Source organism: Stutzerimonas kunmingensis (assembly GCF_014764705.1).
GTDB lineage: Bacteria > Pseudomonadota > Gammaproteobacteria > Pseudomonadales > Pseudomonadaceae > Stutzerimonas.
This window is the reverse complement of sequence record NZ_JACXXG010000014.1, coordinates 46,537-58,609: the sequence shown is the minus strand read 5'-3', so window position 1 is coordinate 58,609 and position 12,073 is coordinate 46,537. Positions and strand designations below refer to the sequence as shown.

Sequence of the window (12,073 nt, the reverse complement as noted above, 5' to 3'; positions counted from 1 at the left end):
TTCGGCGCCCATGGCTCCGATACTGTGTTGCTGCTCCTTGCCATAGCATCACTATGACTCGTCGCAGCGCCTTGCCTCGCAGCTATGTTCATCCGAACTTGCCTCAACCCACTCACCGCCCAAGCACCCGGGATCAGGCTGTCGGCGCCAGGCATTTCAGGTCGCTGAAGTCGGTGCGCAGCTGCGCCAGGCGCCCGCTGAGGTGGGTCCGCTGCCCTTCGTCGGCGAGGCTATAGAGGTCGGCCACCAGGTCCAATCCGGCCTGCTCGGCACGCTGCAACGCGGCCTGATCGTTCGTACTCAGCAACGCCTCGCGCTCCTGCAGCAGCTGCGCGATGCGGTCATCGAAATCGTCGCGGTGGCGCTGCTCGACCGCGGCCAACAGCAGCTCTTGCCAGCGCTCGCGGTTGCTCAGCCAGCGGCTGTTCTGCTCGTTCAAGGCGTGAGACCAGAGCAGCACACGTTGACGCTGGGCCGCGTTCAACTGGCCGAGCCAGTACTGCAGGCGCTCCTGCATACGCTCGGCGCGCTCGCGAATCTGCCGGTCCAGCGGCGGAGCCAGGTATTTCTCCCGGTACTCCACTCGGTTTTCCTCCAGCGCGTTGCGCAGTTCGGCGACCTGCTTGTCGCTCAGGGCACGCAGCAGGTCCGTTGCGGTGGGGGTGATCTCCACGGCAACGCTGTGCATGGCGTCGCGGACGTCGCGGTACTGTGGTTCGAGATCGCGGCGATCGAGCTGGCCGCCAGCAGTTTCACGCTCAAGCTGTTCGAGGTTGGCCAGCAGTTCCGGCAATTGCGTGCTGCAGTGCCAGGCCAGGTGCTCGCGCAGGCGTTCGCGCAGCTCGTCCTTCTGACGGTTATCGAGGTCGAGATAGTCGTTGAGCGTCCAGGGCACGACCATGTCGAGGTTGCGATAGACCAGGGTGGCGCGGCTGCAGCCGTTCAACAGCGTGGCGCAGAGCAGGGTCAGCAGGAGCAGGCTGGCAATGGGGCGCATCGTCTTTCCTCGAGCGTCGGCGGCTGTTCTGTAGAGCCACGGCAGCGCCGGGGGTTCGGCTGGCGGACCGTTTCGTCGGTGCCGGCGAGCAAAGGCGGCTGGCCTGTGGTCTTCCCTACATGGAGTCGTTCCGACGATATGGGGCGGCCGACTTACCCAGCAGCAGTGGAGAAAAGCCATGACCTCTCAGATCAAGCACCTCAGCGGCGAAGACGTACCCAAGGCTTGGCGCCCGACCTGGGCCGTGTGCTGGGTAGTGGAGCTGAACGGCACCATCGTCGGTGGCCCCTACGCCACCGAACAGGAAGCGCGTGCGGTGGCCGATGGCGACGAGGAGCCGCGGATCTCGCAGACCCCGGCGCCCTGAAACGGTAATCCCAGGCGCCCGGGCCCGTAACTAGCGGGACTGTTCCAGGCAGTGCTGCGGGCAGGGCGCCTGATACGGGACCGATGGCGGTGGCGGAGCGACCAGCTGATTCACCAGCTCCAGTGATTTGTCGAAGGATGGATAGCCGCTGCGCGCGACATCCAGCTCGCCGTAGGCGTCGCGATAGCGTTCCGCGCGATCCTCGTCTGCTTCGTTGAGCAGGTACGGCTCGTGATAGATCTTGTAGAGCAGGGCCACCGCATGGGGGTGGCCCTTGCGCTTGGCCTTCTCCAACAGGTCGAGCACTTCCGATGGCTCCGGGCCTTGGCGAATCAGCAGAAGGGCCTGATAGAACTCAGTCTCGCCGCGCCGATCCAGCTTCGCACTGCGATCAAGCAGGGCCTGGGCAAGTTCGTAGCTGTCTTCGTCGCCGATCGAAATCAGAATCTTCGCCTGCATCAGGTCATTCTGGTACAGCAGCCGTTCGGCACGACATTGGTCGTTCCAGTCGCGGTCGCAGGATTGAGTGGCGCAGCCGCCGAGGGTCAATAGCAGGCTGACCAGCAGTGCCTTTTTCATGGCTGAATTGGTACTCCGTTCTCTTTTCGCCAGTATGAGCCGTGCCAGCTTCGATTCGCCAGTGGCGCTTACGTTCGCTCAATAATTGGGACAGGGCGCGCTCATCTCTTGCAGGCCGTAGCGCCTGAGCAGGGTCTGCCAGCGCGCGCTGTGCGGCAGATCGGCGATGAGCTGATGCACGAACTGCGTGGTTTCGGCTGGCAGGCTGGCGGTCATGAGCACGTGCCGGTCGAAGACATAGAGCGGGCGTGGCGAAACATGCAGCGGTGCGTCCGGCACCTCTGTCAGGCTGAAGAACAGCCGTGAGGAGCGCGGCATCAACGCGACATCGATGCGCTGGTTGAGCAGCTTGTTCAGGTTCTGCAGATCGTTGTGCACGTCTTCGCGCTGGATCAGGCCCTTGTCGATATCGCCTTCCAGCGCCCGGTAGAGATGCCCGAGCACGCCGCCCAGACGCAGCCCGTGCAGCGATTTCGGGCCGTCATAGTCGACCGGCTTGTCGTTGTGGGACACGAAGTCCTGGATGTCGCACAGCAGAGGCCGAGTCCAGCTGGCGCCGGCGGTGAGGCGCTCGGGGAAGAACTCCGGCGTGGCCCATAGGAGGATGCCGGGCTCCTTGTCCTCGAGGCGTGCATCGAGACGTTTGCGCGGCAACTGGGTCAACTGAAAGTCGTAGCGGTCCTGGTTGGTCGGATGCTCGTTGAGCAACTGCACCAGTGCTTCGGATAGCCCGGGGTTCTGCCCCGACGCAAAGGGCGGCGAGGGTTGGTAAGCCCATACGGCGACAGGCTCGGCAGCCAGGATGCTCAGCGGGAAAACGGTCAGCAGCAGGAGCATCAGTTTCTGCATCGCGGTCCTGTCTTGAGTGAAAGCGCCGTCGTGGCGAATTGCCGCTCAAGACTGATTCAGCAGGGCAGGTAAAGCAAGCGTGCTCCGCCAGCCGGTGCTGGCGATGGCGTGCGGGTACGGCGTCAGAAGCGCTCGTGTTCGCCGACAAAACGCCACTGGCCGGCCGGTAGTTTGGCCATGGACAGGCGGCCGATGCGAATGCGTTTGCAGGCAAGCACCGTCAGCCCGATGGCTTCGCAGAGCAGGCGGACTTCGCCGGGCGCGGGTTCCTTGATCACCAGGCGCAGACGGTTTTCGCTCTGCCAGCTGACCTTGGCCTTGGGCAGGATCTTGCCGCGGTGGCCAATGCCCTTGGCGAGCAGGGCCAGCCCGTTTTCTTCGGCTTCGCCGCTCACTTCGACGACGTATTCCTGCTCCAGCTTGTCGCGCGTGCTGGTGAGCAGGCGGATCACTTCGCGTTGCTGGCTGAAGACGGTCAGCCCGCTGGCGTCGGCGTCCAGAGGCAGCAACAGGTTCTGCTGGAGCAGATGGCGCTGCAGGGCTTCGTTGCGGCTGGGGTCGTCGCTCCAGTGCTCGCTGGCCTGCAGTATGCGGCGGGTGCTGTCGACGTCGGCATCGATCACCTGCCCGGCCGGTTTGTGCAGCAGCAGCGTCACAGGCGTGATTTCCTTCGCGGTAGCGCCGGCCTGCAGTTCGACACGCTGTTCAGGTCGCACCTTGATGAAAGGCACTTCGACCAGTTCTCCGTCGACCGTTACCCAACCACCCTCGATATACAGCTCGGCCTCGCGCCGGGAACAGCCGAGTTGCTCGGCGAGGCGTTTGGCAAGGCGTACGGGGTCGGTCATGGTGCGCTCGGAGACGAGAAAGGAGGAGGTAGAACGCGGCGAGCCATGATAAAGCCGGCTCGCCGAAGGCGGTTCAGATCACTTCTTGCTGATGGTGATCTGGCGGGAAGGACCGTTGGTCTGGCCACTCACACCGTTGGGGATGGTCTGGACTTCGCCGCCTGCCTTGATGAAAGCGGCCATTTGCGCAGCGAGGGACTGGCTGGTTTCGGTGGCGGGTTCGGGCTTGCGCTTGGCGCTGGTGGTTTTAGTGGCCATGGATCGCTTTTCCTTTAATCAGTCGAACCGGGCATTATACAGATTTGATCAAAATTTGTTCAGGTTTTTGCAGGCCGTCATTTCTTGAAGCGTTTTTGCAACCACTCAGCGAGCCGTCTGGTCTTCAATTAGCCGCGAAAGCGAGTTTCTCGACGCCGGATCATCACCTGAGAGGAAGACCATGCTGCGCCATGCCATTCGCACCACGCTCTGTGGTTTTGCCATCGCCGCTTCGCTGCAGGCTGTCGCCGAAACTGAACGTCATTCCAGCGAGGCCGGGCCGGTAACGGTCAAGGAGATCGCCAGCGGCCTTGAAAACGCCTGGGCACTGGCCTTCCTGCCGGACGGCAAGCGCATGCTGGTGACCGAACGGCCTGGACGCCTGCGCGTGATCGGCCTGGATGGCAGCCTCTCCGAGCCGCTTGCTGGCGTGCCGGAGGTCTTCGCCCGCTCCCAGGGTGGTTTGCTCGACGTGCGATTGTCGCCGGACTTCGAAAAGGACCGCCTGGTCTACCTGACCTATGCCGAGGCTGGTGAGCAGGGCAAGGCAGGAACGGCGGTCGGTCGTGGCCGGCTGAGTGACGATGACACACGGCTGGAGAACTTCGAGGTTATCTTCCGTCAGCTGCCGAAGCTCTCCACCGGGGTGCACTTCGGCTCGCGGCTGGTGTTCGATGGCAACGGGCATCTGTTCGTCGCGCTCGGCGAAAACAATCAGCGGCCGACCTCACAGGACCTCGACAAGCATCAGGGCAAGGTGGTGCGCATCGGCCTGGATGGCAGTGTGCCGGAGGACAACCCCTTCGTCGGGCAGAACGGCGCGCGACCGGAAATCTGGTCCTACGGCCATCGCAACCAGCAGGGCGCCGCACTCAACCCCTGGAGCGGCGTGCTCTGGACCCACGAACATGGGCCGCGCGGCGGTGACGAGGTCAACATTCCCCAGGCCGGCAAGAACTACGGCTGGCCGCTGGCAACCCACGGCATCAACTACAGCATGCTGCCGATTCCTGAAGCCGAGGGCGAAACCGTCGAGGGCACCGAGCCGCCGCACCACGTCTGGAAAAAATCGCCGGGCGTCAGTGGGATGGCGTTCTACGATGCCGAGCGCTTTCCCGGCTGGCAGCACAGTCTGTTCATCGGCGCGCTGGTGGATCAGTCGCTGATACGCCTGCAGCTCGACGGCGACCGCGTGGTTGGTGAGGAACGCCTGCTCAAGGACCTCGGTGCGCGCATCCGCGACGTACGCCTTGGCCCCGACGGTTACCTCTATCTGCTGACCGACGCGGCTGACAGCAAGTTGCTTCAGGTTGGCCTGGACACCCAGTAAGTCTCGCCTGGCGCGGCTGCCGGCCCCGTCTTGCCAAGTCACGTCGCGCCAATCGCCCCTGTGCACGGAGCATTCCCGCTCGTCGCCTGTCCCACTCTCATGATGGCCAGCCCTGCTGGCCGTCGCAGTGTGGTGATTTGAATAACAAGATCGAGGGAGACAGGCCGTGGCTGTGGTCATCAGCGGAGTGTTCTGCATCATCGTCGGGCTTGCGCTCGGTGCAGGGGGAGCGAAGGTCGTCAGCCTTGGCGGTACCTGGTATTTCGCCATCGTCGCGGCAGGGTTTCTGCTGACCGGGGTCATGCTGCTGATGCGCCGCCGCGCGGCGCTTTGGGTTTACGCGCTGCTGATGCTCGGCGCGCTCGGTTGGGCGCTGTACGAAGTGGGGCTGGACTGGTGGCAACTGGCGCCGCGCGGCAGCATCATCGCGCCGCTCGGGTTGTGGCTGCTGACGCCCTGGATCGCGCAGCGACTGGGCTGGCAGCACTTCGGTTTTCGCGCCTGGGGCGGCGCCGCGCTGCCGCTGATGCTGGCGGTCGTGCTTTGGGGTGCAGCAGCGGTGTACGCCGTTGGGCACGACAGTCACGACATCAAGGGCATGCTGCCGCCGCCTTTGGCCGAAGCGCCTGCCATGGACCAAGTCGTGCCGGCCGGCGACTGGCACGCCTACGGACGAAGCCAGCAGGGCCAGCGCTACTCGCCGCTGGCACAGATCACGCCGCACAACGTCGAGCGGCTGGAGCCGGTGTGGCATTACCAGACCGGGGATCTGCGCGGTCCGGACGATCCGGATGAAACCACCTACGAAGTCACCCCGCTCAAGGTCGATGACAGCCTGTACCTGTGCACGCCGCACAATCTGGTCATCGCGCTGGATGCCGAAACCGGCGAGGAGCGCTGGCGCTTCGATCCCGAGGTGCCGCATTCGGTCAACCGCCAGCACCTGACCTGCCGCGGGCTCTCCTACCATGCAGCGCCGCCGGCGACCGAGGACCAGGCCTGTCGGCAGCGGCTGTTCATGCCAACCGCCGATGCCAGGCTGATCGCGCTGGATGCGAAGACCGGGGAGATTTGCCCCGGTTTCGGCGACAACGGCGCGGTAGATCTCTGGGCGAACATGCCCCACGTGAAGGAAGGCTTCTACTATTCCACGTCGCCGCCGGTGGTCGCGCGTGATCGGGTGATCGTCGGCGGAGCGGTGAATGACAACGTTCGCGCCAACGAGCCGTCCGGCGTCATCCGTGCCTATGACGTCTATACCGGCGAGCTGAAATGGAACTGGGACCCGGGCAATCCGGATGAAACGGCCCCGATCGCCGCCGGGCAGACCTACAGCGCGAGCAGCCCGAACAGCTGGAGCATTTCCAGTGCGGACGAGGCGCTGGGGCTGATCTACGTGCCGCTGGGCAATCAGGTGCCGGATCAGTGGGGCGGTAAGCGCAGCGAGAACAGCGAGCGTTTTTCCTCCTCAATCGTCGCCCTCGATCTGGATAGCGGCCAGCTGCGCTGGATCTTCCAGACCGTGCGCCATGACCTCTGGGACATGGACGTACCGGCGCAGCCGAGCCTGATCGACATCCAGACCGAGGAGGGGCCGGTGCCCGCGCTGGTGGCGCCGACCAAGCAGGGCGACATCTATGTACTCGACCGTCGCACGGGTGAGCCGGTCCTGCCGGTGCGCGAGGTGCCTGCACCGCAGGGCGCGGCCAAGGGTGACTGGGTCGCCAGGACGCAGCCTGCGTCGGCACTGACCTACGAGCCGCCGAAGCTGCAGGGCAAGGACCTGTGGGGTGCCACGCTGATCGACCAGATGATGTGCCACATCCAGTTCCACTCGCTGCGCTACGAAGGGCGGTACACCCCGCCATCGACCCAGGGCACCCTGGTCCATCCGGGCAATTTCGGGGTGTTCAACTGGGGCGGCGTAGCGGTGGACCCGGTGCGACAGATGGTATTCAGCGCGCCGGCCTATCTGGCCTTCACCTCGAAGCTGATTCCCCGGGAGGATGCCGAGACGACCTACGTGTCCGAGGAGGAGCCGTTCCTCAACGAGAACTTCGGCTCGCCCTTCGCCGTTGAGCTGAAGGCTTTCGTCTCGCCCATTGGCCTGCCATGCACCGCGCCGCCTTGGGGCTATGTGGCTGGCGCCGATCTGCGTACCGGCAAGACGCATTGGCTGCGCAAGAACGGCACGGTGCGCGATCGTTCGCCGATTCCGCTACCGTTCAAGATGGGGGTGCCGAGCCTTGGCGGACCGATGCTCACCGCTGGTGGCGTCGCGTTCCTGAGCGGCACGCTGGACTACTACCTGCGTGCCTACGATGTCAGCACCGGCCGCGAACTATGGAAAGCACGTCTGCCGGCCGGCGGCCAGGCCACGCCGATGACCTACGAGAGCCGCTCCGGCCGGCAGATGGTCGTGGTGGTTGCCGGCGGGCATGGCTCGCTGGGCACCAAGGCCGGTGATTCGGTGATCGCCTATGCACTGCCACGCTGACAGGCGCTAGAATCGCCGCCTTTATATTCGGGACCGCCCACATGGCCGCAATCGGACGTTACAACAGCCTGCAGATCGTCAAGCACACCGGTTTCGGCCTCTATCTGGACGGCGGCCCGGACGGCGAAATCCTGCTGCCCAACCGCTATATCCCCAAGGACATGCCGACCGAGGTGGATGACTGGCTGAACGTCTTCATCTACCTCGATAGCGAGGACAAGCTGATCGCCACCACCGAAAAGCCCATGGTGCAGGTCGGTGAATTCGCCAGCCTGAAGGTGGCCGAGATCAACCGCGTCGGATTGTTTCTCGACTGGGGACTACCCAAGGACCTGCTCTTGCCGCACTCGGAAGAGAAGCGGCCGCTGCAGGTGGGTGATTACTGCGTGGTCTACGTCTACATCGACAAGCGCACCCGGCGCATTACCGCCACGGCGCGCCTGGACCGCTATCTGGACAAGACCCCGGCGAACTACAAGGTAGGAGAAGCGGTGGACCTGCTGATCGTCGAAGCCACCGATCTCGGTTTCAAGGCGATCATCAACGGCCAGCACTGGGGCCTGATTCACAAGAACGAGGCGTTCAAGTTTCTCCGTGGTGGCATGCGCGAGCGCGGTTACATCAAGGAGCTGCGGCCCGACGGCAAGATCAGCCTGAGCCTGCAGCCGGTGGGCAGCGAAGCGACCGATGCGCTACAGGCGTTGATCCTGCAGAAGCTGGAAGAAAACCAGGGCTCGCTGGATGTCAGCGACAAGAGCCCGGCCGAGGAAATTGCCCGTCGCTTCGGAGTCAGCAAGGGCAACTTCAAGAAGGCTATCGGTGGTCTGTACAAGCAGGGCCGCATCGTCATCCACCCGGATCGCATCGAACGCGCCTGAGCCGATCCCATACCGGGGTGGTCGCAATGACCAACCCAGTGGCCGCTACAGATCCAGATTGATCTGCCCGCTGCCGACTTCCTTTCTCAGCGACTCTCGGTTGCCCTCCGCATAGCTCAGCTGCCCGTCGACCAGGCGGGCAGGAGCGGTGAACGGGTGGGCGGTCGGCGGCTTCTCGTCCTGGATATGAAGGACTTCGATGCCGCGTATCTTCAACACGTCCGAAACCAGCGAACGATGGCCGCGCCACCAGAGCACCTCGGCGCACATCATCGCCGTGCGTCGTTGCGCCGCCATTTCCAGTAGGCGCTGCAGACCGCGGTTGAATTCATCGCTGCGCAAATGATCGGCATAGCCGCGAAAGGAGCTGTTGCGCCAGGCCAGGCTTGGCGAATCCTTCAGAGGTCGCCGTCTGCCGCCCAGCTCTTCGATCCATTGATAGTGCAGCCCGTGCGCTTCCAGACCTTCGCGCAGCGCTGCCTCGCCGAACTGCGGCAATCGCCGTGAGCCGGGAAAGCGGCGGACGTCGGCGATGGCCTCGATCTGATGGTGGCGCAGTATCTCGATCAGCTGCTCCAGAGAGCGCGTCGAGTGGCCGATGGTCCACACCGTGGCTGGCTGAACCATGCCTCACCTCAGCTTCCTGAGTGCCGACTCTTTATGCATCGCCACATGATCGGTCTTGTCGCTCTTGATCTCGTATTGCGGGGCATCCGGGCTGGCGTGCCGTGTGCGGCCCATGAATTCGGTGTCCGCTGTGTGCACGCGGGTGATGTGACCGCTAACCCGTCCTGCTTCCGAGTTCCAGCTGACGTGATCGCCCACTTTGTACTTATGGCTCATGGTGCCTCCGTTTCGTCGTTCGGTAAGGCATCCGACAGCCATCTGCCGACGAAGATCGGTTACCTCCAGCAGCCAGTTTCTTAGCCCCTAACGGACGGCTATCAGCTCCTCTGCTATATACCGTTCGTCGGCAAGTCCGATAGCGGTTAATCCCTCTTAAGACCGCAGAAGTTCAAAAAGCCGACGCTTATTTTGGCGCCAGGCAACCAACTAGGGGGGTTAAACGTAATATCAATTCGACAGCTATCGCCATATGAGTAATGGCAACTTAATGTTATTTGCCCTGTACGGCGTTTTTCTGGCGATCTATTACTGACAAAAAAATTTCCATTAATTTTTGGAACCTATTATAAAGCCGCCACGCAAGACGATTTACCGGTTTGTTCAGGGGGTGGACGGCGGGAAATTTCTTGTTGAACGGTTCGTTTGTTGTGACACCGCGGCCCTCCTCAAGAGCAACGCCCCACGACTTATCGACCTCCCGTCACTTTTTAAAGGCTCGGCCTTTGAAGTAGTAAGTTCCGGAGAGACTCAATGTCCACCAACCTGTTTTCCGGTGCCCGCAAGGCACTCGTCGCTTCCATCGCCGCCGCTGTTCTTCTGGGTGGCGTCACTGTTGTAACCACGCCTTATGCCGCTGCATCCACGGTTGCCGCTGTATCGGTTTCCGCCAAGATCAACGCGTTCACCAACACCGATTGGCTGAACGGTGTCTGGCGCACCGGCGCCGGCTTCTCGATCCCTGCCACCTCGGCAAACCGCACCGCGTTCGTGGCCGGCGTTTCGGTACGACTGGCAGACGGTCAGGTACGCAAGATCAGCCGCGCACAGATCGTCGGCAGCAACATGAGCATCTTCCTGGAAGGTGCAAAGCTGGACGGCAACAAGGTTGGCGCACCGCAGGTGGTCACCATCGGTAGTACGGCCGTTACGGCGCCGATAACTTCCACCGCTCCGGTCACTTCACCGACCACCGTCGCTGCACACTCGACCAGCATCAATGCATTCACCAATACCGATTGGCTCAATGGTGTATGGCGCAAGTCGCCGGGCTTCTCCATTCCAGCAAGTGCTGCCAACAAGGCCGCTTTCAAAGTTGGTGCGTCGGCAAAACTGGCAGATGGCCAGGTCCGCAAAGTTACCCAGGTGCAAGTTGTCGGCGCAAATATGAGCGTCTATCTCGAGGGTGCGGCAGTTAACGGGAGTGTGGTCGGCGCACCCAACAAGTTATCGCTGGCGACAACCTCTACTACCAGCCCGGCTCCGGCGCCTACTGCTCCGACTAACTCAGTCATTGCGACCAGTAACCTGAACAACTACACCAATACTCATTGGCTGAACGGTATGTTCCGTACTGCTGCCGCCTTCTCTATTCAGGCAAGCAGCGCCAACGTGGCAGCGTTCAAGACTGGCGCTGTGGTGAAGCTCGCTGACGGCCAGACCCGCAAGGTGCTGCGCACTCAGCTGGTTGGCAGCAACATGAGCGTCTTTCTCGATGGCGCTGTGATCAATGGCACCACGCTGGGTTATCCGAAGACCATCTCGGTAGTAAGCACATCGACCAGCTCTCCGTCGTCTCCGGCTCTGACTACTCCGCCAGTGGAAGCAGCACCGGCTCCGGCGCCTGCGCCTACCGCACCTGACACCACCAACGGCAAGCCGCTGCTGGTCGGCGTCAACCTGTCCGGCGCAGGCTTCGGCCCGTCGGTTGTTCCGGGCAAGCATGGCACCAACTACACCTACCCGGCCGAGTCTTACTACAAGAAGTACTCCGACCTGGGCATGCCGCTGGTTCGCCTGCCGTTCCTCTGGGAGCGTATCCAGCCCAAACTGAACTCTCCGCTGAACGCTGAGGAGTTCGCCCGCCTGAAGCAGTCGCTGGACTTCGCGCAGAAGCACAACGTCAAGGTGATTCTCGACCTGCACAACTACTACCGTTACTACGGCAAGCTGATCGGCTCCAAAGAAGTGCCCATCAGTTCCTTCGCTGCGGTGTGGAAGCAGATCGTGCAGCAGGTGGTCAACCATCCTGCCGTCGAGGGCTACGGCCTGATGAACGAGCCGCACTCCACCAACGGGCTCTGGCCGCAAGCTGCCCTGGCTGCTGCTCAGGCAATCCGCACCGTCGACTCCAAGCGCTGGATCTACGTAGCGGGCGATCGCTGGTCGAGCGCCTTCCACTGGCCGCACTACAACACCCAGCTGGTCACCAACCCGTGGATGCGTGATCCGAAGAACAACCTGGTTTATGAAGCGCACATGTACGTGGACAAGGATTTCTCGGGCAACTACTTCGACAAGGCCGAGAAATTCGACCCGATGATTGGTGTCAATCGCGTCAAGCCCTTCGTCGACTGGCTCAAGCAGAACAAGCTGCGCGGCTATATTGGTGAGCACGGCGTACCGGACTTCTCGCCCTCGGCCATCGTCGCTACCGACAACCTGCTGGCTTACCTGCGTCAGAACTGCATCCCGAGCACCTACTGGGCTGCCGGTCCTTGGTGGGGTGAGTACGCCATGTCGCTGGACGTGAGCAGTGGCAAGTACCGTCCGCAGCTGCCGGTTCTGCAGAAGCATGCCAAAGCCGCAAACAGCTGCACCAGCATCGGTCCGCTGTAACGACACCA

The 12,073-nt window shown here is 62.6% G+C and carries 12 protein-coding genes; 5 read left to right on the top strand and 7 right to left on the bottom strand.

Translation table 11 applies throughout. The features are described from left to right. Positions 1–133: 133 nt before the first annotated feature. On the bottom strand, positions 134–997 hold the full coding sequence (locus IEG05_RS12700; protein ID WP_191122160.1) for a DUF6279 family lipoprotein: 864 nt from the start codon (positions 995–997) through the stop codon (positions 134–136). Between the two features lie 178 nt (positions 998–1,175). Here IEG05_RS12700 and IEG05_RS12695 point away from each other — a divergent pair, with 178 nt between their 5' ends. Then, positions 1,176–1,364: a hypothetical protein gene (locus IEG05_RS12695; protein ID WP_014819810.1), complete on the top strand. Its 189-nt coding sequence runs from the start codon at positions 1,176–1,178 to the stop codon at positions 1,362–1,364. Between the two features lie 30 nt (positions 1,365–1,394). On the opposite strand, the gene IEG05_RS12690 is transcribed toward IEG05_RS12695, so the two are convergent. The 4 genes from IEG05_RS12690 to IEG05_RS12675 form a co-directional block, all read right to left on the bottom strand. Continuing rightward, entirely contained in the window at positions 1,395–1,943 is a 549-nt protein-coding gene (locus tag IEG05_RS12690) for a hypothetical protein (protein WP_101274243.1), read from the bottom strand. 78 nt (positions 1,944–2,021) lie between these two features. Further along, the gene (locus IEG05_RS12685; protein WP_102833270.1) at positions 2,022–2,792 is read right to left on the bottom strand and encodes an ABC transporter substrate-binding protein; all 771 of its coding nucleotides are present in this window, start codon (positions 2,790–2,792) and stop codon (positions 2,022–2,024) included. 122 nt (positions 2,793–2,914) lie between these two features. Further along, positions 2,915–3,640 (bottom strand): RNA pseudouridine synthase, encoded by a 726-nt coding sequence (locus IEG05_RS12680; RefSeq protein ID WP_191122159.1) that lies wholly within the window; start codon positions 3,638–3,640, stop codon positions 2,915–2,917. A 78-nt stretch (positions 3,641–3,718) separates the two neighbouring features. Beyond that, positions 3,719–3,898, bottom strand: coding sequence for a hypothetical protein (locus tag IEG05_RS12675; RefSeq protein ID WP_014819814.1), 180 nt, complete (start codon positions 3,896–3,898; stop codon positions 3,719–3,721). Between the two features lie 181 nt (positions 3,899–4,079). Between IEG05_RS12675 and IEG05_RS12670 the strand changes: the two genes are divergently transcribed. The 3 genes from IEG05_RS12670 to IEG05_RS12660 all read left to right on the top strand — a co-directional run bounded on the left by IEG05_RS12670 (position 4,080) and on the right by IEG05_RS12660 (position 8,603). Then, the gene (locus tag IEG05_RS12670; protein ID WP_191122158.1) at positions 4,080–5,228 is read left to right on the top strand and encodes a PQQ-dependent sugar dehydrogenase; all 1,149 of its coding nucleotides are present in this window, start codon (positions 4,080–4,082) and stop codon (positions 5,226–5,228) included. Positions 5,229–5,394: 166 nt separating this feature from the next. Further along, entirely contained in the window at positions 5,395–7,725 is a 2,331-nt protein-coding gene (locus tag IEG05_RS12665) for a membrane-bound PQQ-dependent dehydrogenase, glucose/quinate/shikimate family (protein ID WP_191122157.1), read from the top strand. Positions 7,726–7,766: 41 nt separating this feature from the next. Then, entirely contained in the window at positions 7,767–8,603 is an 837-nt protein-coding gene (locus tag IEG05_RS12660; protein ID WP_191122156.1) for a CvfB family protein, read from the top strand. Positions 8,604–8,648: 45 nt separating this feature from the next. Here IEG05_RS12660 and IEG05_RS12655 read toward each other — a convergent pair whose 3' ends face one another. Together IEG05_RS12655 and IEG05_RS12650 are read right to left on the bottom strand one after the other, a co-directional pair. Beyond that, positions 8,649–9,230 carry a DUF488 domain-containing protein gene (locus IEG05_RS12655; RefSeq protein ID WP_191122155.1) on the bottom strand — a complete coding sequence of 194 codons (582 nt, stop codon included), beginning with the start codon at positions 9,228–9,230 and terminating at the stop codon, positions 8,649–8,651. A 3-nt stretch (positions 9,231–9,233) separates the two neighbouring features. Beyond that, positions 9,234–9,446 (bottom strand): hypervirulence associated TUDOR domain-containing protein, encoded by a 213-nt coding sequence (locus tag IEG05_RS12650; RefSeq protein WP_191122154.1) that lies wholly within the window; start codon positions 9,444–9,446, stop codon positions 9,234–9,236. Positions 9,447–9,980: 534 nt separating this feature from the next. Between IEG05_RS12650 and IEG05_RS12645 the strand changes: the two genes are divergently transcribed. Continuing rightward, positions 9,981–12,065, top strand: a complete 2,085-nt coding sequence (locus IEG05_RS12645) for a glycoside hydrolase family 5 protein (RefSeq protein WP_191122153.1) — start codon at positions 9,981–9,983, stop codon at positions 12,063–12,065. Positions 12,066–12,073 lie beyond the last annotated feature (8 nt).

Coding starts and splice junctions, on each gene's coding strand:
- IEG05_RS12700 (WP_191122160.1), bottom strand. CDS start 997: ATGCGCCCCATTGCCAGCCTGCTCCTGCTGACCCTGCTCTGCGCCACG.
- IEG05_RS12660 (WP_191122156.1), top strand. CDS start 7,767: ATGGCCGCAATCGGACGTTACAACAGCCTGCAGATCGTCAAGCACACC.
- IEG05_RS12670 (WP_191122158.1), top strand. CDS start 4,080: ATGCTGCGCCATGCCATTCGCACCACGCTCTGTGGTTTTGCCATCGCC.
- IEG05_RS12695 (WP_014819810.1), top strand. CDS start 1,176: ATGACCTCTCAGATCAAGCACCTCAGCGGCGAAGACGTACCCAAGGCT.
- IEG05_RS12645 (WP_191122153.1), top strand. CDS start 9,981: ATGTCCACCAACCTGTTTTCCGGTGCCCGCAAGGCACTCGTCGCTTCC.
- IEG05_RS12675 (WP_014819814.1), bottom strand. CDS start 3,898: ATGGCCACTAAAACCACCAGCGCCAAGCGCAAGCCCGAACCCGCCACC.
- IEG05_RS12650 (WP_191122154.1), bottom strand. CDS start 9,446: ATGAGCCATAAGTACAAAGTGGGCGATCACGTCAGCTGGAACTCGGAA.
- IEG05_RS12680 (WP_191122159.1), bottom strand. CDS start 3,640: ATGACCGACCCCGTACGCCTTGCCAAACGCCTCGCCGAGCAACTCGGC.
- IEG05_RS12690 (WP_101274243.1), bottom strand. CDS start 1,943: ATGAAAAAGGCACTGCTGGTCAGCCTGCTATTGACCCTCGGCGGCTGC.
- IEG05_RS12655 (WP_191122155.1), bottom strand. CDS start 9,230: ATGGTTCAGCCAGCCACGGTGTGGACCATCGGCCACTCGACGCGCTCT.
- IEG05_RS12685 (WP_102833270.1), bottom strand. CDS start 2,792: ATGCAGAAACTGATGCTCCTGCTGCTGACCGTTTTCCCGCTGAGCATC.